General features: G+C 40.7%; 16 protein-coding genes. 10 read left to right on the top strand and 6 right to left on the bottom strand.

Annotated elements, in window-relative coordinates:
* Positions 1–54 precede the first annotated feature (54 nt).
* Entirely contained in the window at positions 55–1203 is a 1149-nt protein-coding gene (locus ACT4_RS02080) for an alpha/beta fold hydrolase (protein WP_007479403.1), read from the top strand.
* A gap of 75 nt (positions 1204–1278) precedes the next feature.
* Here ACT4_RS02080 and ACT4_RS02075 read toward each other — a convergent pair whose 3' ends face one another.
* The 4 genes from ACT4_RS02075 to ACT4_RS02060 all read right to left on the bottom strand — a co-directional run bounded on the left by ACT4_RS02075 (position 1279) and on the right by ACT4_RS02060 (position 7352).
* Positions 1279–3342, bottom strand: a complete 2064-nt coding sequence (locus ACT4_RS02075) for a bifunctional diguanylate cyclase/phosphodiesterase (protein ID WP_007479402.1) — start codon at positions 3340–3342, stop codon at positions 1279–1281.
* Between the two features lie 671 nt (positions 3343–4013).
* Positions 4014–5030 (bottom strand): ketol-acid reductoisomerase, encoded by a 1017-nt coding sequence (ilvC, locus tag ACT4_RS02070; RefSeq protein WP_004881670.1) that lies wholly within the window; start codon positions 5028–5030, stop codon positions 4014–4016.
* 106 nt (positions 5031–5136) lie between these two features.
* Positions 5137–5628, bottom strand: a complete 492-nt coding sequence (gene ilvN / locus ACT4_RS02065; RefSeq protein ID WP_004637892.1) for an acetolactate synthase small subunit — start codon at positions 5626–5628, stop codon at positions 5137–5139.
* Complete coding sequence (locus tag ACT4_RS02060) at positions 5628–7352, bottom strand: acetolactate synthase 3 large subunit (RefSeq protein ID WP_004881668.1); 1725 nt, start codon at positions 7350–7352, stop codon at positions 5628–5630. Before ACT4_RS02060 ends, ilvN begins: the two co-directional genes overlap by 1 nt.
* Positions 7353–7851: 499 nt before the next feature.
* Between ACT4_RS02060 and ACT4_RS02055 the strand changes: the two genes are divergently transcribed.
* The 8 genes from ACT4_RS02055 (at position 7852) to ACT4_RS02020 (ending at position 18375) form a co-directional block, all read left to right on the top strand.
* Entirely contained in the window at positions 7852–8208 is a 357-nt protein-coding gene (locus ACT4_RS02055) for a DUF4124 domain-containing protein (protein ID WP_004881665.1), read from the top strand.
* A 152-nt stretch (positions 8209–8360) separates the two neighbouring features.
* Positions 8361–10985, top strand: coding sequence for a leucine--tRNA ligase (gene leuS / locus ACT4_RS02050; RefSeq protein ID WP_007479396.1), 2625 nt, complete (start codon positions 8361–8363; stop codon positions 10983–10985).
* A gap of 155 nt (positions 10986–11140) precedes the next feature.
* Positions 11141–11650 (top strand): LPS assembly lipoprotein LptE, encoded by a 510-nt coding sequence (gene lptE, locus ACT4_RS02045; protein ID WP_004881660.1) that lies wholly within the window; start codon positions 11141–11143, stop codon positions 11648–11650.
* A gap of 9 nt (positions 11651–11659) precedes the next feature.
* Positions 11660–12655 carry a DNA polymerase III subunit delta gene (holA, locus tag ACT4_RS02040; protein WP_007479393.1) on the top strand — a complete coding sequence of 332 codons (996 nt, stop codon included), beginning with the start codon at positions 11660–11662 and terminating at the stop codon, positions 12653–12655.
* A 42-nt stretch (positions 12656–12697) separates the two neighbouring features.
* Positions 12698–13528, top strand: a complete 831-nt coding sequence (locus ACT4_RS02035; RefSeq protein ID WP_007479392.1) for a Sir2 family NAD-dependent protein deacetylase — start codon at positions 12698–12700, stop codon at positions 13526–13528.
* 107 nt (positions 13529–13635) lie between these two features.
* A complete protein-coding gene (locus tag ACT4_RS02030; protein WP_007479391.1) occupies positions 13636–14970 on the top strand; it encodes a MacA family efflux pump subunit in 1335 nt (444 codons plus the stop codon).
* Position 14971: 1 nt separating this feature from the next.
* Positions 14972–16963, top strand: a complete 1992-nt coding sequence (locus tag ACT4_RS02025) for a MacB family efflux pump subunit (protein ID WP_007479389.1) — start codon at positions 14972–14974, stop codon at positions 16961–16963.
* A gap of 11 nt (positions 16964–16974) precedes the next feature.
* Entirely contained in the window at positions 16975–18375 is a 1401-nt protein-coding gene (locus ACT4_RS02020; protein WP_007479387.1) for an efflux transporter outer membrane subunit, read from the top strand.
* An 18-nt stretch (positions 18376–18393) separates the two neighbouring features.
* Here ACT4_RS02020 and ACT4_RS02015 read toward each other — a convergent pair whose 3' ends face one another.
* Positions 18394–18810, bottom strand: a complete 417-nt coding sequence (locus tag ACT4_RS02015; protein ID WP_007479386.1) for a hypothetical protein — start codon at positions 18808–18810, stop codon at positions 18394–18396.
* 359 nt (positions 18811–19169) lie between these two features.
* Here ACT4_RS02015 and ACT4_RS02010 point away from each other — a divergent pair, with 359 nt between their 5' ends.
* Positions 19170–20324, top strand: coding sequence for a Shedu immune nuclease family protein (locus tag ACT4_RS02010; protein ID WP_007479385.1), 1155 nt, complete (start codon positions 19170–19172; stop codon positions 20322–20324).
* Between the two features lie 141 nt (positions 20325–20465).
* On the opposite strand, the gene ACT4_RS02005 is transcribed toward ACT4_RS02010, so the two are convergent.
* A complete protein-coding gene (locus tag ACT4_RS02005; protein WP_004881643.1) occupies positions 20466–21269 on the bottom strand; it encodes an enoyl-ACP reductase in 804 nt (267 codons plus the stop codon).
* Positions 21270–21387 lie beyond the last annotated feature (118 nt).

Raw genomic sequence — 21387 nt, 5'->3', positions numbered from 1 at the left:
CTTTTTTCTTCTAATATGCCGCTACTAACATAGCAACCTCAGAGTTTTTGTTCGATGACTCAATTGCCAAAAGTTAAACAAGCTTTGCTTAACTCACTTACTGCTAAAAAAATCTTAAATAGTCGTGCTGGTCAGCAAACACGCCATATTCTCTCAAATGCAACTGACCGTGTCTTGCGCGGTCACCAACTGGCGCTTTCAGGGCAAACACCGTATGACGTGATTTACCAACGTGAAATTATTAGCTTGCGTCACTACAAAACAGGAAATGAAAACAGCAGCTCCAAATATCGCGTTCCACTTGTCATTATTCCGCCTCTTGCAGCAAATACTTTGGTCTTTGATTTATTTCCAGATCGCAGTCTAATCCGTTTTTTTCTCGCTCAGGGCTTTGATGTTTATATGATTGACTGGGGAACACCAAGTCTACGCCAAGCCAAATATAACTTTGGGACCTACATCAAAATCTTCATGCCTGATTTTCTTCAGCAGATTCGTGAACACAGCGGTCAGCAACAACTATCTTTATATGGTTGGAGCTTAGGTGGCGCAATTTCACTATGCTATACATCATTGTTTAAAGATAAAAATATTAAAAACTTGATGATCCTCGCCTCTCCAATCAATACGCATAAATCAGGATACATCGGTAAGTTATATCAACGCCTGAATACACCTGCACAATGGGTTCGGACAAATACCAATTTTAGGATTCGCCAAGTCCCTAGCCGTTTTTTCCATATTCATGGCTGGCAGAATACTCTTGGTTTTAAACTTACGGATCCGATCGGTAACTTTAAAAACTATTGGGTTTTATTGAAAAACCTCAACGATCGCCAATTTGTCATTAACCATGCGACATCAAGTTCATTTGTAGACAATATGCTGGCTTACCCCGGTGGTGTGATGCGTGACATCATTCTAAGATTCTGGATTGATAATGAACTCTCAACGGGTGTGGTCAAGTTCGGAGAGCAAACCGCTTATTTCAAAGATATTGATTGCTCTGTACTCGCAATCGGTGGCGATACCGACATCATCGTCACAACTGAAGCCGTAAGACCTTTAATGAGCTTGATCAGTAGTGAGGACAAAGAATTTAAAATCGTTCCGGGCGGTCACATGGGCTTAGTTTCAGGTAGCCAAGCACCTCAAACTGTTTGGCCTGTCGTGTCGGAATGGTTAGCTAAACGCTCAGACTAATCAAAAAGCTAAAATAAAAAGGTTGCTGGTGATTCATCATCTCAGCAACCTTTTTATTTTGAGATAATTACTTGATTAAGCAAAATGATGATGTTGATTCAATACTAAACTTTCCACATTGACAGGAATACCGAGTAGATAGCCTTGTAATTGATTACAGCCCAAACTTGTCAATATATCTGCTTGCTGTTGCGTTTCTACGCCCTCAGCCGTCACAACGAGACCCAACTTTGCAGCAAGGTGAATAATACTTTCAAGGATTGCCTCTTCTTTAGAGTTTGGCTGTAAATCAGTCAAGAAACCTCTATCAATTTTAAGTTCATCAATTGGTAAATCTTTTAAATATAAGAAGCTTGAATAACCTGTACCGAAATCATCAATCGCGATCTTAATCCCTAACTTACGTAATCGCTCTAAGGTTCGAATGCTCGAATCAATATGATGCATTGCTGTAGATTCGGTAATTTCAAGGATAAGATGTTCAGGCTGAATTTGATATTTTTCTAATAATTTTTCGAGTACACAAAATAGTTTTTTATTTTCGAACTGTAAGGCTGATAAATTCACCGCGATTGGATAAAAGGGACTATTACTCTGCTCCCATTTTTGGATTTGCTGGCAGGCTTGTTCTAGTGCCCAATACCCCATTGGAATAATAAGTCCCGTTTTCTCCGCCCCCTCAATAAACATTTGCGGAGTAAGCAACCCTAAACTTGGATGTTTCCAACGAATTAAAGCTTCAACGCCACAAATTTCATAATTTGCAGTGAACTTAGGTTGATAGAAAAGAACAAATTGCTGTTCCTCAACGGCTTTATATAAATCATTAATCAATTTAGACTGACTGCGAACGTCTTGCTGATCACTCATCGAATGGAAAATCGTATACGTGTTTCTGCCCTGCTCTTTGGATGCCAGCATGGCAACATCAGCATTGATCAACAAATCTTGAACATTGGTTCCATGTTCAGGATACATCGCAATTCCAAGGCTAGCTGAAATATTGATTTCTTTATTTGCAATAAGATAGGTTTCTTGAATGAAATGAAGAATTTCTTCGGCGAGTTGCATCGCTTCATTCATATCTGTGTTTTCAGAAATCAGAACAAACTCATCACCACCAATGCGAAATAACTTCTGAGAGGGTGTTAACTTATCATGTAAGCGATTTGCCATTTTGATCAGGAGCTGATCACCAATATGATGTCCGAAAGCATCATTCACAGATTTAAAACGATCTAAATCAATATATAAGAAAGCGGCCTTTTGCTCACTTAAACGATGATGGCTAAAGATGACTTCTGCATAATCAGTTAAAAATAAACGATTGGGTAATTTGGTTAATGAATCATGTAAAGATTGAGCTGCAAGCTCTCTATTGATTCTTGTAAGTTGTAAATTACGCTGTTCTAAGCGAGCTTCAAGCACAGCCACCGCAAATCCGGCAACAAAAACCAAACTCGTAATAAAGATAATGGTGAACAGTAATACGCTTTGTTCTGTCTGAGCTGCACTGAGAACTTTTGCGATACTCTCATCAAAAGAGGTTGCGGCCATTCCCGTATAATGCATACCGACGATGCTCAATGCCATGAGCACTGCAACAATCGCTTTCAGTCCAGTTCGATACTTTACGGCTGTTTTATATTTAAAAACGAATAAAAAGCTAAGCCCAGAACCACAAATCGCGATCAAAACCGAACAGATCACCAGTAAAGGATCGTAACGCATTTGGTGATGTTCAACAGATAGCGCAAGCATCCCTGTGTAGTGCATCCCCGAAATTCCCAGCCCCATAAAAACTGCGCCAAGAATTAAACGCGGCATCGGTAATGTTGGACGGGTTGTTAACCAAACAGCAAAGACAGAAGCAATAGCCCCAACGAGATAAGAAAGTATGGTTAAACTAACGTCAAAATTATAGCCTTCTGGCAAGTGGCTAGCCAGCATTCCCACAAAGTGCATTGCCCATATTGCTAATCCTAAGATTAAGCCGCTCGTCACCAATATGCTTTTTTCAAACTTTTTATAAGCTGCTTTGAAAACGAGTTCTTCCATTGAAACTGCAGCATAACAAGTTGCTACTGCAACCAGAATGGAAACGATGACCAATGTGCTATCGTAATCAACGTGTACCATAAAGGACTTCCATGATTATTCAGTACTTTTTTTTATTTGTTGAGCGAATTGCTCAAAATCAGAACGATCCTTCACACTCAAAAAAGATACAAATTGTGTATTCATAAACTTTCCTTAACAATAACATCATCTAGCATAAGGTCAAGTCTTTTTCACTTTATAAATCAATAGAATAAAAACATATAATCATTTCAAACCAATGAAAAGTATTGTTTTTTTATTACAACTTTTTGACCAAAAGACTTAATTATTTTAGCTAGATATTTTTAAAATTAAACTTTGTATTTTCTTGTTGATTTTAAATTGAACTGCAATATCGAAGAATGCAGCAATCTTGTTGTTTTTGTCACGTTTAAATCGCTTTGATTCGCCATTTAACATTTCTATATTAGGCTTTTTTTTAATCAAAATTGTTATAACTCTGTTATCAAAATAAAAAAGCCCCGTATTCAACGAGGCTTTTTGGGATAAATGAAAAACTTAGTTTTTCTCTTTATCTACGATTTTGTTTGCTTGAATCCTGAGTAGGGAATAAGAAAGCATCGCTTTCGCCCTACGCAAGGAACAAAGATGAAAGCACTGCTTTCATTTTTTGAGGTACGTAACAATAAATACAAAAGACCCACTCAAATAGAGTGGGTCTTAACATTCAAATCAATTGATTCGAGAAATTAGTTCTTTTCTTTATCAACGATTTTGTTTGCTTGAATCCAAGGCATCATCGCACGTAATTTATTACCTGTAACTTCGATACCGTGAGCAGCATTTTGACGGCGGCGAGCAGTCATTGATGGGTAGTTCAACGCACCTTCTTGAATGAACATCTTCGCATATTCACCAGATTGGATACGTTTCAATGCATTACGCATAGCTTCACGAGACTGTTCGTTGATTACTTCAACACCAGTTACGTATTCACCATATTCAGCATTGTTAGATACTGAATAGTTCATGTCAGCAATACCACCTTCGAACATCAAGTCAACGATGAGTTTAAGCTCATGTAGACATTCGAAATAAGCCATTTCTGGTGCATAACCAGCTTCAACCAAAGTTTCGAAGCCCATTTTAACCAATTCAACAGCACCACCACAAAGAACTGCTTGCTCACCGAATAAGTCAGTTTCAGTTTCTTCACGGAAAGAAGTTTCGATGATACCAGTACGACCACCACCTACGCCTGATGCGTAAGAAAGCGCAACGTTACGTGCATTACCAGAAGCATCTTGGTGAATTGCGATTAAGTCAGGAACACCTGAACCACGTTGGAATTCTGAACGTACAGTGTGACCTGGTGCTTTAGGCGCAACCATAATTACGTCTAAGTCCTTACGTGGAACTACTTGGTTATAAAGAACAGAGAAACCGTGAGCAAATGCTAACGTTGCACCTTCTTTGATGTTTGGCTCAATTACGTCACGATAAAGCTGAGCTTGGAACTCATCTGGAGTCAAGATCATCACTAAGTCAGCTTGAGCAACAGCAGCTGGAACTTCAGATACTTTAAGACCAGAGTTTTCAGCTTTTTTCCAAGACGTTGAACCAGCACGTAAACCAACAGTTACGTCTACGCCAGAGTCTTTCAAGTTAAGTGCGTGAGCATGACCTTGTGAACCATAACCAATGATCGCAACTTTCTTACCTTGGATGATAGATAAGTCACAGTCTTTATCGTAAAAAATTTGCATCTGTTTTCTCCGCTAAAATTTTTGTCATTTCCCTTGTTGTACAAGGACAGATCTTTTGTAAACTCCCAATTCTTGCATTTCACTATGAAGAATTGGGGACAGCCTATTAAATTGTTAAAACCTTTTCACCGCGCGCGATACCCGATACACCAGAACGTACAACTTCAAGAATTGTGTTCTCTGCAAGCGCATCAATAAAGCCATCGATCTTATCGGTAGTCCCTGCAATCTGAATCGTATATGTAGTCGGTGTAACATCTACGATTTGTGCACGGAAAATATCAGCTGTACGCTTGATTTCCGCACGGGCAGCACCTAAAGCTTTCACTTTAATTAACATGAGCTCACGCTCAATGTGCGCACCTTCAGATAAATCAACCACTTTTACCACTTCAACAAGCTTGTTCAACTGTTTGGTAATTTGCTCGATTTTGTGATCATCGCCATAGGTTGTCAGCGTCAAACGAGATAATGTCTCATCTTCAGTCGGTGCAACATTGAGTGTTTCAATGTTATAGCCACGTTGACTAAATAAACCAACTAAACGAGAAAGCGCACCTGCTTCGTTCTCAACGAGTACAGAAATAATATGTCTCATTACGTACGCTCCCCTTTACCTAACCACATATCCTTCATTGACTGACCCGCAACCAACATTGGATATACGTGTTCAGTACGGTCTACCATGACATTAATGAATACACATTTATCATTAATTGCCATCGCTTCAGCTAATTTAGATTCCAACTCATCTGCATGATTAATCTGAATGCCGACGTGACCATATGCTTCCATCAATTTTGCAAAGTCAGGTAATGAGTCAACATATGAACTTGAATGACGTCCTTCATAGTTCATGTCTTGCCATTGTTTTACCATGCCTAAAGCTTGGTTATTTAAGCAAAGAATTTTGACATTCATGCCGTATTGCTTACATGTCGAAAGCTCTTGGATACACATCTGAATCGATGCTTCACCTGTAATACAAACCACTTGTTGATCTGGGCAAGCAAGTTTGGCTGCCATCGCGTACGGTAAACCAACACCCATAGTCCCTAGACCACCTGAGTTGATCCATTGACGAGGACGCTTGTAGGTATAGTACAAAGCACCAAACATTTGGTGTTGACCCACGTCAGACGTGATAATCGCATCACCATTGGTCACTTTGCATAATGCTTCAACAACTTGCTGCGGCTTCATTGAACCATCAGTAGGTGTTTGATATTTCAAACCGTGAACTTTACGCCACTCATTGATTTGAGACCACCATTCAGCAATCGCTTCAGGATTTGGCTTAGACACATTCATTTGTTTGAGTTGTGCCAACATTTCCTGAAGAACAGGCTCTACAGCTCCTACAATTGGAATGTGCGCCATGATCGTTTTAGAAATAGTTGCAGGGTCTACATCAATATGAATGACTTTTGCATTGAGACAGAATTTTGCAGGGTTGTTGGTCACACGGTCATCGAAACGCGCGCCAATCGCTAAAATAACGTCTGCATTATGCATCGTCATGTTCGCTTCATATGTCCCGTGCATCCCTAACATGCCCACGAATTGTGGATCATTACCCGGGAAACCACCTAAGCCCATTAAGGTATTTGTTACTGGATAACCTAAAAGGTGAGCAAGTTCTGTTAATAGCTCTGAAGCATTGCCTTGAACAACACCACCACCCGTATAAATAATTGGGCGTTTCGCAGTGATAAGCTCATCAATCGCTTTACGGATTTGACCTGAATGTCCACGTGAAGGTGGCTGATATGAGCGCATTTTCACTTTTTCAGGATATTCGTAGGCAAATTTTTCTGCAGGGTTTGTTGCATCTTTAGGAATATCAACAACAACAGGGCCTGGACGACCAGATGAAGCGATATAGAATGCTTTCTTAATAATTGCAGGAATTTCGCTGGCATGACGCACTTGGAAACTGTGTTTTACGATTGGGCGAGAAATACCCACCATATCAGTTTCTTGGAATGCATCTTCGCCAATTAAATGGCTCGCAACCTGACCAGACAAAATCACCATTGGGATTGAGTCCATGTAAGCAGTTGCAATTGGAGTCACTGTGTTTGTTGCACCGGGACCAGAAGTTACAAGAACTACACCAGTTTTGCCAGTTACGCGTGAGTATGCATCTGCCATGTGACCAGCAGCTTGCTCATGACGAACGAGGTAATGGTTAATTTTGTCTTGTTGAAATAGCGCATCATAAATATGTAATACAGCGCCGCCTGGATACCCAAAAACATGCTCTACGCCTTCGTCCGCAAGCGCACGAACGAGCATTTCACCACCAGATAAAAGTTCCAACGTGATTCACCCTAGTGTTTGCACAATTTATGGGAGACATAAATTGTGTTCATTCATTAACTTTTGCACTTCTTATAAGTGTGCGTATTCTACTCGTTTTTGCTGCAATAGGAAAAATTTTCTGAGACTCATCAGCCGTATAAACTTGATGACATCTCGAATCGAAATATGCTGGGATAAACATATTTCAAAACAGCATTCTCTCGGCTAGAAAGAATGTCCATTGCAAGCCATGACATTTATTCGAAGGGTGATCAAATAAACGCATATAAAACTAAAGCAAGCATTTTTGTTGCTTTCATAAACAATGTCAAGGATAAAGAAAGAGATTTTAACGAATATTTTTTAGCTGTCGTTTTTTTAAGCAAACCGTTCTAATCATAGCAATCCACCCTTTTATCAAAAAACTATTTTCTTTTTTAGTAAAACTCGGCATTGTAGACAGCACATTTATGCACTTTGATCGAATATAGACAAAATTCTCTTGGGGAGATCAAATATGAAATCATCTTATTTAAAAACAATCTTATACACAGCCACGACAACAGCATTATTATTGGGTTCTAGCCATAATTATGCACAGCAGTATTACAAATGGGTGGATGCAAATGGATCGACGCACTACACCGCAACGCCACCACCCAAAGGTGCTAAACGCTTGGATAAAGTTTCGACTTATGGCAGCAATATCCAACGCCCTCCTGTACAAACTCAACCAGAGCAAGGTGATGCAAAACAAGTAAATAACCCTCCACCTGTCAATACAACCACTGTAGCACCAGCAGCATCTAGTTCAGCTCCAAAAGGTGATGCACCACCACCGCCTGCCCCTCCTGCAGCAAACTCTAACTACTAATCCATATCCATTCACTTTTGTTTATTTTCAAGGTGGCGGCTTCTCTACCGCCTTGAAGATAAAATCCCGATCTAATCACTGACATTTCATACGATTTTGCGCTATGCTGTGCGGCAATCTTATTTTTATTTTTTGTTGTATCGCATATCCCTATGACGACTTCTCACATTGACTCCGAATACCAAGCAAGCGCCATTGAGCCTCAAGTTCAACAAGACTGGGACAATCGCAAAGTTTTTAAAGTTGCTGACACTGTAGAGGGCAAACATCGCTATATCCTGTCGATGTTCCCTTATCCAAGTGGAAAGCTGCATATGGGGCATGTGCGTAACTACACGATTGGTGACGTGATCAGCCGTTTTTATCGTTTAAAAGGCGAAACCGTTTTACAGCCAATGGGTTGGGATGCTTTTGGTTTACCTGCTGAAAATGCAGCGATTGCACACCAAGTAGCACCAGCAAAATGGACATTTGAAAACATCGCGTATATGCGTGACCAATTAAAAAAATTGGGCTTGTCTGTCGACTGGGACCGTGAATTTGCGACTTGTACTCCAGAGTACTACCACTGGGAACAATGGTTATTTGTACAACTTTATAAGAAAGGCTTGATCTATCGTAAGCTTTCAACAGTGAACTGGGATCCTGTAGACCAAACTGTACTTGCGAATGAACAGGTGGAAAATGGTCGTGGTTGGCGTTCAGGTGCATTGGTAGAAAAACGTGATATTCCAATGTACTACTTCCGCATCACTGACTATGCACAAGAATTATTAGACGATTTAGACACATTAAAAGATGGTTGGCCACAACAAGTCCTCACGATGCAGCGTAACTGGATCGGTCGTTCTACAGGGATGGAAATCACTTTCCCTTCTGCCAATACTGAAATCTATGCAGATGACTTAACGGTTTATACCACGCGTGCTGATACCTTAATGGGTGTGACGTATGTTGCTGTTGCAGCAGAGCACCCAATGGCTTTGAAAGCAGCTGAGAATAATCCTGAGCTGGCTGCATTTATTGAAGAATGCCGCATGGGTTCAGTAGCAGAAGCTGATTTAGCCACTGCTGAAAAGAAAGGCATGGCAACAGGTTTGTTCGTAAAACACCCTGTAACGGGTGAAGAACTTCCTGTCTGGATCGCAAACTATGTACTCATGTCTTATGGTTCTGGCGCAGTGATGGCTGTTCCTGCACATGACGAACGTGATTTTGAGTTTGCCAATAAGTTTAACTTGCCTATCAAGCAAGTGATTGATGCCAAAGGCGCTGACGATGCTGAATACTCAGCAACTGAATGGCAAGAATGGTACGGCTCTAAAGAAGGTAAACTCGTAAATTCTGGCGAGTTTGATGGTCTTGAATTCCAAGCTGCTTTTGATGCCTTGATTGCAAAATTAGAACCACAGAATTTAGCAAATGCTAAGGTTCAATTCCGTTTACGTGACTGGGGTGTCTCTCGTCAGCGTTATTGGGGTTGCCCGATTCCAATGATCAACTGTAATACTTGTGGACAAGTACCAGTGCCAGAAGATCAATTGCCAGTCGTGTTACCAACTGATGTCGTACCAGATGGTTCAGGTAACCCACTGAATAAAATGCCTGAATTCTACGAAACTAAATGTCCAAGCTGTGGCGGCGATGCACGTCGTGAGACAGATACCTTAGACACGTTTGTTGAATCGTCTTGGTATTATGCACGCTACGCATCTCCTGACTTTACAGGTGGTATGGTCAAACCTGAAGCAGCGCAAAACTGGCTTCCAGTAAACCAATACATCGGTGGTGTTGAACATGCCATCTTGCACTTACTTTATGCACGTTTCTTCCATAAGTTGATGCGTGATGAAGGTGTGGTACAAGGCAACGAGCCATTTACTAACTTGTTGACTCAAGGCATGGTTTTAGCAGACACCTTCTATCGTGAAGCTGAAAGTGGCAAAAAAACGTGGTTTAACCCTGCTGATATCGAATTAGAACGCGATGAAAAAGGTCGTATCCTTTCTGCTAAATATTCAGGTGATGGTCAAGAAGTTGTTATCGGTGGACAAGAAAAAATGTCTAAGTCGAAAAACAACGGTATTGATCCACAAGCAATTATTGATCAATACGGCGCAGATACAGCACGAGTTTTCATGATGTTTGCTGCACCACCAGATCAATCATTAGAATGGTCTGATGCAGGTGTTGAAGGCGCAAACCGCTTCTTGAAACGCGTATGGCGTTTGGCTGCTGGTTTCCTAGAAAATGGCAATCAAGCAACGGCTATTGACACTGCGAATTTGTCGAAAGATGCGCAAGATCTTCGTCGTAAAACCCATGAAACGATCCAAAAAGTGGGTGATGACATCGAACGTCGCCACGCCTTCAATACTGCAATTGCAGCATTGATGGAACTATTAAATGCTAGCAACAAATTTGAAGCAAAAGATGACAATGATGTGGCTGTTGCTCGTGAAGCAATCACAACATTACTCACTTTACTTGCTCCATTTGCACCACACTTGAGCCAAACACTTTTAGCTCAGTTTGGACAAGATTTAACAACGACTGAGTTCCCTCAAGTTGATGAATCTGCATTGACACGTAATACGCAAACGATTGTTGTACAAGTGAATGGTAAACTTCGTGGTAAGTTAGATGTGGCTGTCGATATATCTAAAGATGATTTATTGGCTTTGGCAAAAGCATTACCAGAAGTGCAACAATTCTTAACTGGCCCGACTAAAAAAGAAATTGTTGTGCCAAATAAACTCGTGAACTTGGTGGTTTAAAAGCTTGTAAGACTCCCTTTAAAGAAGGCAGATTAAAAGCAATAAACAAAACCTCATCAAAGCCCGCTGTCATTCAACGGGCTTTGATTCTAAAATATGGTCAATTTATTTAGTTTAAATCTTCCATGTTTGATGGAATATCATAAGGACAAAGCATGCATTTAGTTCAACGTGTTGCAGCAGTTGTATTAACTTTAGGCCTAAGTGCAGGCTTAGTCGGTTGTGGCTTCCATTTAAAAGGCAGTAACCCAACAGCGACGCCGTTGGTTTATAACAAGCTCACATTGGTATTACCTGATAATACTGATGAACTAGAAAATCGACTTAGCATTTATTTAAGTGCAACAGGCGTACAACTCAGCAATTCCAACGATGCTTATGTGCTTCGTATTTTGGATTACACGCCTCGCCGTCAACTCCTAAACGGTAAATTAACAGAAGTATTACTACGTCTAACGGTCACATTCCAAATCGAAGATCGTCAAGGCAATAAAATCACAGAACCACGGACATTGACTGCCTCTCGTAGTTATCAATACGACGTTGCAACAGTGAATACCGACAACCAACAAGAATCTTATTTAGACAAGATTGTCATTGACGATGTGGCACAACAAATCACACGTCAAATCGCAGCAAACCGTCTACCTAAAGCACAGTCATAATTACGACTTATGAAACTAGATTATGTTCAAGCATTAAAACGTGTAGATGAGGCTCGTGGCGCATGGATTATGCATGGTCAAGAGCCTTTACTTGAACAAAATCTGCTAGATGCTTTTCGTAAAAGCTGGCAACAGCAAGAAGTTGAGCGTCAACGCTATGACATTAGCAGTGTAAATGACTGGAAAAATGTCTTTAATGCATTGAATAGTTTGTCACTATTTTCTCAGCAGCTTGCGATTGAAGTACACGGCAATATCAAACCTGATGCAAATGGATTAAAACTACTTAAAAGCTATATTCAACATAATGAACATAACTTACTGTTAATTGTGTTACCAAAACAGGATAGCAGCAGTCTAAAGTCAGCATTTTTCCAAGTCGTTGAAGCGAATGGTGTTGTTGTCCCGCTTACTGCAAACTATCCTCAAGATCGTCAACGCATCCTTACCATCGAAGCAGAAAAATTGGGGATCACACTCAACAATGATGCATGGCAATGGTTAATGCAACATCATGAGCATAACCTCCTCGCAGCAAAAAATAGTTTGATGCGCGTTGCGGATACCTTTCCTGATATTAAGCAAATTCAAATTGAGCAGCTCTATGCATGTTTACAGGATCAATCGCGCTATACCACCTATGATTTAAGCGATGCATTATTGGCAGGTCATTTGGCTCAATCTGTCAAAATCTATCAATACTTGCTTGCCGCTGGAGAGCCTGACAGTTTGATCTTATGGACACTCAGTAAAGAAATGCGTTTACTGATGCAACTTTTTGAGCAACCACACAATGCATTACAACTCGGAATTTGGAAAACCAAAGTTTCACAATATCAGCAAGCTTTACGTCGCCTAAACCCTCGGCAATTTCTCACTTGGCCAGAGCTATTATTACGTATCGATGCATCGATTAAAGGCATGTCGAAAGAAAGCGCTGAGCATTTAATGCTGCAAGCTGTCAGCGAATTATGTGGAAAAACATTATTTATTCAATCTGCTTAAAATAAGATCTAAATTCAAGATAATAATAACAAGGTGAAAGCAATGATGTTCGGTCTAAGCCCAGATCAAATTCAGAAAATTAAAGTAGCCTTTCAACGCGCTGACAGCTTAATCATTTCAGCAGGTGCGGGTATGGGAGTGGACTCAGGTTTACCTGATTTTCGAGGCAATCATGGCATGTGGCAAGCTTACCCTGAGCTTGGAAAACAACGAATCGACTTTACTGAAATAGCCAATCCTGCCGCTTTTAGACGTCACCCACGTTTAGCATGGGGATTCTACGGACATCGACTAGCTCTCTATCGTCAAACTAAACCGCATCGAGGATTTACTTTACTCAAGCAATTGGCAGAAACATTACAACTACCCTATTTTATCTTTACCTCAAATGTCGATGGGCAATTTCAAAAAGCGGGCTTTGACTCGGCCAACATCTATGAATGTCATGGGTCAATTCATCATGTACAATGTCTAAAATCTTGCCAGCAAGAGATTTGGTCAGCAGATGATATCTCTCCTGAAATTGATCATCAAGAGTGCCAATGGTTAGGCGATTTACCGCACTGTCCTCACTGCGGTCATTTAGCGCGTCCTAATATTTTAATGTTTGATGACTATGATTGGTTAAGCCATCGACATCACCTACAAGGTCAGCGTTTGGATCACTTCATCAAAGTACATCGCAATCCGATCGTGATTGAAATCGGTGCAGGTACAGCAATTCCAACTGTACGATATTTCAGTGAGCGCTTTGCACCCAACTTGATTCGGATCAATCCGCGTGAATACACACTTCCACCGCACGGCGGCATTGCACTTGCAAGTAACGCGGAGGCTGGGATCGAAAGTATTTATCAGATATTTATAAAATAAGTATGTGGAAAAATAGAAAATAATTCTCATTCTAGATTAAAAATATTCACGTTTTATCCTTATTTCACTTTTATACTAAGCCCAGTTCTCACTTTTGACCTGTCGCCATGCCAAAAACAACGTCTAAAAAAATACCATCTCGCAAAATTATTATGATCGCTATCGGCGTGCTCATCATTGCAGCACTCGGATGGATGTTCTTTAAACCCAAAGCACAGCAACCACAGTACATTAGTGCAGAAGTCTCTCGTGGCGATATTGAAGATTCAGTATTAGCGACAGGTGTACTTGAAGCAACCAAAATGGTGAGTGTCGGCGCACAGGTGTCTGGTCAGGTGAAAAAAATGTATGTGCAATTGGGTGACCAAGTAAAACAAGGTCAATTGATTGCGCAAATTGATTCGATTCGACAAGAAAATGATTTAAAAACAGCGGAAGCAAGCATTAAAAATCAACAAGCTCAACTGGCTGTACAACAAGCGAATTTAGCAAAAGTTGAAGCAGAATACAAACGCCAACAAGCGATGTATAGCCAAGATGCAACTTCCCGCGCTGAGCTTGAGACTGCATTGGCAAATTACAAAACCGCTCAAGCGCAAATCGCAGCGATCAATGCACAAATTGAGCAGTCTCGCTTAACACTGGCGACAGCAAAAGAAGACTTGGGTTATACCCGTATCGTTGCACCGATGAATGGAACGATTGTTGCAATCGTGACAGAGGAAGGTCAAACCGTAAACGCCAATCAAACCGCACCAACCATTGTGAAATTAGCGACTTTAGACACTATGACTGTCAAAGCACAAATTTCAGAAGCGGACGTCATGAAAGTTGAAAAAGGTCAAACGGTGTATTTCACAACGTTGGGAAATAGCGAGAAGAAACACTATGCAACCTTGCGCCAAGTAGAGCCAGCTCCTGACTCAATCAATACAGAAAGCACGACGACCAGTTCATCGTCTTCAACATCTGCAATTTACTATAACGCTTTATTTGATGTGCCCAATGATGATGGCAAGCTTCGTATTGATATGACTGCACAAGTTTATATTGTATTAGCGGAAGCAAAAAATGCGTTAACCATTCCTGCGGCTGCGATTCAAAGCAAGCGTTCAAATCAAAAACAAAGCAGTAAAAATAATGCATCAACTGATACCACACAAAAACCTGAAACAGCAAATGCACAACGTCCAAAACGTTTAGAGTTAACCGATCAAGAAAAAGCACTCGTGTCTCAAGGTAAAGCGACAACAGGCATGGTGCGTGTCTTGCAAGCTGATGGCACGGCGAAGCCTCAACCTGTTCTGATTGGTCTTAATAACCGCGTGACAGCGCAAGTCCTGAAAGGACTTAAACAAGGTGATCAAGTTGTGATTGCTGATGCAACTGATAGTTCAAATGAATCAGCAAAACGTAGCAATCAACGTGCAATGAGAATGTAATATGACTCAAAATCAAACACATTCATCACAGCCGCTACTTGAAGTCAGCAAACTGACTCGGGAATTCCCTGCGGGTGAAAGTACAGTCCAAATTCTCAAAGGCATTGATTTAAAGATTTATGCAGGTGAATTGGTTGCGATTGTTGGGCAATCAGGATCAGGTAAATCAACCTTAATGAATATATTAGGCTGTCTGGATAAACCAACAGACGGAAGCTATCTAGTCAGTGGCCGTGAGACGAGACAGCTTGAACCTGATGAACTTGCACAATTACGTCGTGAATATTTTGGCTTTATTTTCCAGCGCTATCATTTGCTTGGTGATTTAACTGCATCGGGCAACGTTGAAGTTCCTGCGATCTATGCGGGTGTAGAGAGCCATCTACGTCAAGAGCGTTCAGCGGAATTGCTCTCTGAACTTGGGTTAGAAGAGCGTCTACATCATCGTCCAAGCCAACTTTCAGGTGGTCAGCAACAACGTGTTTCGATTGCACGCGCACTGATGAATGGTGGCGATGTGATTCTTGCCGATGAACCCACAGGTGCATTGGATAAGAATAGCGGTATTGAAGTGATGCGTATTTTACGTGAGCTCAATGCCAAAGGTCATACTATTATTTTAGTCACCCATGATATGAATGTTGCAAAAAATGCGACACGTATCATTGAGATTAGTGACGGTAATATCATCTCAGACCGCGCAAATACACCTGAAAATGATGATGCCGATTTAGAACGTCAAACACTACAAAGAACACCGCAGAAGAAAACCTCTGCATGGCGATCTTTTCTAGATCGCTTGGGTGAAGCATTCCGTATGGCACTGCTTGCCATGAATGCACATCGAATGCGAACCTTTTTGACCATGCTCGGAATCATTATCGGGATCGCCTCTGTAGTGTCTGTTGTTGCACTCGGTAATGGTTCACAAAAACAGATTTTGGAAAATATCAGCAGTCTCGGAACCAACACCATCACCGTATATCAAGGTCGTGGCTTTGGTGATAATTCAAGAGCCTCACAAACCAAAACGCTCGTTCCTGCCGATGGTGAAGCTTTAGCTGAGCAACCCTATGTCGATGGTGTCAGCCCTTCTGTGAATACAAGCGTCACTTTACGCTTTAAAGAAACGGAAGCCTCGGCGACCGTCAATGGCGTGAGTTCTGACTTCTTCTATGTTCGAGGCATGACCTTTAAGTCTGGACAAGCTTTTGATAAAGACAGTGTGACTCAACGTGCGCAAGACGTGGTCATTGACACCAATACTGAAAAAACGTTCTTTGCTGATGGAACAAATCCCCTCGGACAAGTGATCTTATTGGGAAGTGTGCCGAGTCGTGTCATTGGTGTGATTGATGCTGAAAAAGGCTTTATGGGAAATTCAGACAGCTTAAATGTCTATCTCCCCTATTCAACGGTCATGAGCCGCATGTTAGGTCAGTCTAATGTGCGTAGCATCATTGTTCGTATTAAAGATGAATATCCAAGTAGTGCGGCTGAAAATGCAATTTTGACGTTGCTTGAGCAACGCCACGGCGCACAAGATGTCTTTACTCAAAACTCAGACAGTATTCGTGAAACGATTCAACAGACCACTGCAACCATGACACTGCTAATTTCAGCGATTGCGGTGATTTCACTGGTCGTCGGTGGCATCGGCGTGATGAACATTATGTTGGTTTCTGTGACAGAACGGACTCAGGAGATTGGTGTTCGTATGGCGGTCGGTGCTCGACAAAGTGATATTTTGCAGCAGTTCTTGATCGAAGCGATTTTGGTCTGCTTACTGGGTGGTGTACTCGGTGTACTTCTGTCTTTAGGTATTGGACAAATTATCGGGCATTTTGCGAAAGGTGTGATTGAAATGAGTTATTCAACCACATCTATTGTTGCGGCCTTTGTCTGCTCAAGTTTGATCGGTATTGTTTTTGGTTTCTTACCCGCACGAAATGCAGCACAACTCGATCCAGTTGCAGCTTTAGCAAGAGAATAAGGAATTTGAGTATGTCTTTTCATTTAAACAAATTAGGACTTGCACTAGCACTCACAAGTTCTCTGGCTGGCTGCTCTGCTGTTGTCAAAACACCTTACAACGCACCATCTGTACAAGTTCCGCAGCAATACCAATATAATGCGCAAACCAATAAAAGCGTAGCGCTTACAGACCAATGGTGGACATTATTTAATGACGCTCAGCTCAATCAGTTGATTGATCAAGTCTTGGCGACAAATAGTGATCTAAGTGTTGCAGGTATCACACTGAAGCAAGCCCGCTTACAAGCAGGCTTGGCTGCAAATCAACAAGGCATCCGCACCAGCTCAAGTGTCTCGACAGGTCATAACTATGATCTACGTTCAGGCGATGGTTCAGATCGTGGTTTATCTGCTAGTGTCGGTGTAAGTTATGAACTCGATTTGTTTGGAAAACTCGCCAATCAAACAGAAGCCAGCCGCTGGGAAGCGCTCGCTAGTGCTCAAGACTTACAAGCAACGGCACAAAGTTTGGTAGGAACAACTGCAAAACTGTATTGGCAATTGGGCTATCTCAATGAACGTTATCAAACCGTTCAACAAAACTTAGCCTCGACTCAAAAGATTTATAATTTAGTTCAATCGCAATATAAAGCGGGTGCGGTTTCTGGCTTAGATCTCACGCAAGCTGAACAATCAGTGCAAAGTCAAAAAGCAAGTTTGAGTCAGATCGAGCAACAACGTGTAGAAACACGTACTGCTCTCGCTGTACTGCTACATGAACCTGTACAACAACTGAACATTCAAGAACCTGCTAAATTACCGCGTAATGCATTACCCAATATCGCTGTTGGTTTACCCGCAGATATTTTATCTCGCCGCCCTGATTTACAAGCCTCAGAGTTACGTCTTCGTAAAACGTTAGCCAGTAAAGATGCAACCAAAGCCAGTTATTATCCGTCGATTAATCTGACTGGAAATTTGGGGTCTTCGAGTACATCTCTGACTCAACTTTTGCAGAATCCTGCACTCACCTTAGGCGCAAGTTTAAGTCTGCCCTTTCTTCAATATAATGATATGAAGAAAGATATTGCGATTAGTGATCTTGAATATGAGAAAGCCATTACTCAATATCGTCAAACGTTATACCAAGCGTTTGCTGATGTAGAAAATGCGTTATCGAATCGCACTCAACTTGACCAACAAGTTCAGCTTCAACAACGTAATCTTGAATTAGCGGATAAAACTGAGCGACTCACTGAAGTTCGTTATCGTAATGGTGCGATTGCATTAAAGAATTTACTTGATGCACAAGAGACCACACGGAATGCCCGACTGAGCTTAGTTGAAACCAAGCAGAGTCAATACAATGCCTATGTGACCTTAATGCAAGCACTAGGTGGAAGTCCTGTGAAAGAATTACCTGAGCAATAACACACGAGTTGTTATTGCTTACTCACTTAGAGTTTTTGGCTCATTTTGAATGAGCTGAGAACTTTTTATGTGATCTTGATCATCAAAAACAACCTCATAAGAAAGTTGTTCTCCATTGAAATAAACTTCAGTTGGCGAACCAATGATTTCCCATAGACCAATCGTGGCAATATCCGCAGTCGTATGCCATAGCGTACGGCTGACTCTAGCTGCTTTTGAGTAACCCTGTTGGAAAGTATAAATCTCTTTACGTTCTCCATTTACGGTTTCTGATGTGACTGGTGCACCCAATTCAGAAATCACATAATTACGATGTTTTCCAACCTCTAAAACTGTCAAATTCTTTTTACTTGGTTGCTTACTTGCCATGACCGCGGCACAACCTTGCAGTGAAAGTAAAATCACTAAGCCAAAAACAACAGCTATTTTTTTCACGCTTTAAATTACCCCGAAAACAAAAAACAATATGTTTATCGAAATTCTATTTGAATTTCTGATTAAACAAAAACCAGCATTAATTAGCATATAAATTATTCGATGACAAATTATTAGTTATACTCATTGAGATATTTTAAATATACCGCGGATTGTAGACTAAAATATAAGATCAGAACTTATAAAGTGATGTTGTTCATAGCTTTTGTGTTGACGTAAATATTGCTGTTGCATATGCTGATCCAAATATAATTATATTGGATAAGCACAAAATTGGTTATATGGCATTTTCATTTTGGTTATACGACAAATTTACCGTATAACTTTATTTAGCTTCAGTCAAAGCAAGAATTTGAGATATGGATGATTATCAAAATCCGAAAGAAGGTAAGACCTACATTAGTCCAAGGTTAGATGCCTTTGGTAACTCTGACAGGAAGGTGCGAATTGCTTCTAAGGTAATTGAATCACCCGACTCATATGCTTTTGCGAAAATCAAAGATGAAGTAGTACTGAGGCATAAAGAGGGTGCTAAGTCACATATCACCGCAAAATTTCTTGAAGACAATCGAGGAATATTTGTTCTTAGCATTCAAAGCTATACTATCGCTACAGAGAAGCCACATAATGCCAGCTTCTCCTTTATTGGAGAGGAAATTGGTAAGCTCCTAGAATTTATACGAAATATCCAATCGGTTAATTTAGATAATCCATCTAGAGTCAATATTAGTGATGAAGAATTAAACCGAATTATACTGAATGACAAGCAGGTCAAAAGCTTGTTCCACGAAAACCAAGAACTATTTGCTGAGGTCCTAAAATCTGAAATTACTACGGAAGATTTGATTGCAGTCGGCTACCGAAAAACGCAACTAGATGTCTACGAGAAACTTCTTTCTAATCAAAGCTACTTCGAATCAATTAAGTCCAAGAAAAATACAACTAATGAAGGTCTATGGCAAAAGTACTTTGAAAAGAATCCGTGGGTATTTGGATATGGGCTGGGATACATATTCTTATCCACCCTTGACGACAAGAAATTGGAGCAAGTTGTGCAAGGACATAGTGTAGACTCGCACGGAAAAAGAGTTGATGCGTTAATGAAAACGAAGGGGATAATTTCTAACCTTTGTTTTGTTGAAATTAAAACTCATGTTACTGAGCTGCTTGAATCTAAACCATATAGGGCGGGCTGCTGGGCACCATCAAAGGAGTTGGCTGGTGCGATAGCCCAAGTTCAAGGTACTGTTTCATCTGCTGTCGAGAGTCTATCTAGCAAAATTAATCCCAGTGATAGTCAAGGCAATCCAACTGGTGAAGAAATCTTTAACTATCAGCCGAAATCGTACCTAGTAATTGGTAGTATGAGCGAGTTTGTTTCAGAAAATGGAGTAAATAAAGACAAGATAAGGTCATTTGAGCTATTGCGTAAAAACACTACAAACCCAGAGATTATAACCTTTGACGAATTATATGAACGTGCAAAATTTATCGTACATCATAATCAAAGCTAACAAGGCGCTGCTGTTGGACAAATTTTCCGCTACGCTCCAAATTCGTCATAAATCGTAATGTTATAAAGTAAGTATTTCACAATCTAAAAAAAACAAAGCCGCTATCAAAGCGGCTTTATTCAATAAATTAGATCAATCTAATTATTCATCATCCATCATGCTTTGGCTCATACCGACAGTATTGAAACCACCATCGACATACATGATTTCGCCAGTAATACCTGAAGCCCATGGCGAGCAAAGGAACAATGCAGCATTGCCCACTTCTTCAATCGTCACATTACGTTTTAGTGGAGCAATCTTTTCATTGGCATCTAACATTTTACGGAAAGATTTAATCCCCGATGCTGCCAAAGTACGGATTGGGCCAGCAGAAATTGCATTTACGCGAATGCCGTCTACACCCAAGCTAGACGCTAAATAACGAACACCCGCTTCTAAAGATGCTTTTGCCATACCCATTACATTGTAGTTTGGCATTACACGCTCAGAACCTTGATACGTCAATGTCAATAAACAACCCTGACGTGCTTGTAATAAAGGTTTTGCAGCACGCGCCATTGCAACAAAGCTATATGCGCTAATGTCATGTGCGATTTTGAAACCGTCACGATCTGTCACGTCTGTGAAGTCACCATCTAATGTATGTGCTGGTGCGAAACCAATTGAATGCACAACACCATCTAAACCATCCCAATGTTTCGACAATTCAGCAAATGCACCATCAATTTCTGCATCAACAGCAACATCACAAGGGAAAACCAAAGTTGAACCAAACTGTGCTGCAAAATCATCAACACGTTTTTTCAACTTTTCATTTGGATAAGTAAACGCAAGCTCCGCGCCTTCGCGGTGTAATGCAGCAGCAATACCGTAAGCAATTGATAATTTACTTGCAATGCCAGCAATTAAAAAACGTTTACCAGCTAAAAGTCCTTGTGACATCTTATTCTCACTCGAAAAATTTTCACCACATCATGCCAATATTCCAGCAATTTCGGAATTGCATAATCCATCTTTTTTACAATCTTGCATAAAAAAATCGCCTTCAGATGAAGACGAT

It is taken from the genome of Acinetobacter sp. NBRC 100985 (assembly GCF_000241225.1).
In the GTDB taxonomy this organism is placed as follows: domain Bacteria; phylum Pseudomonadota; class Gammaproteobacteria; order Pseudomonadales; family Moraxellaceae; genus Acinetobacter; species Acinetobacter venetianus.
Note: the sequence above shows the minus strand (reverse complement) of the source record. Positions and strands in the feature narration are given on the sequence as shown.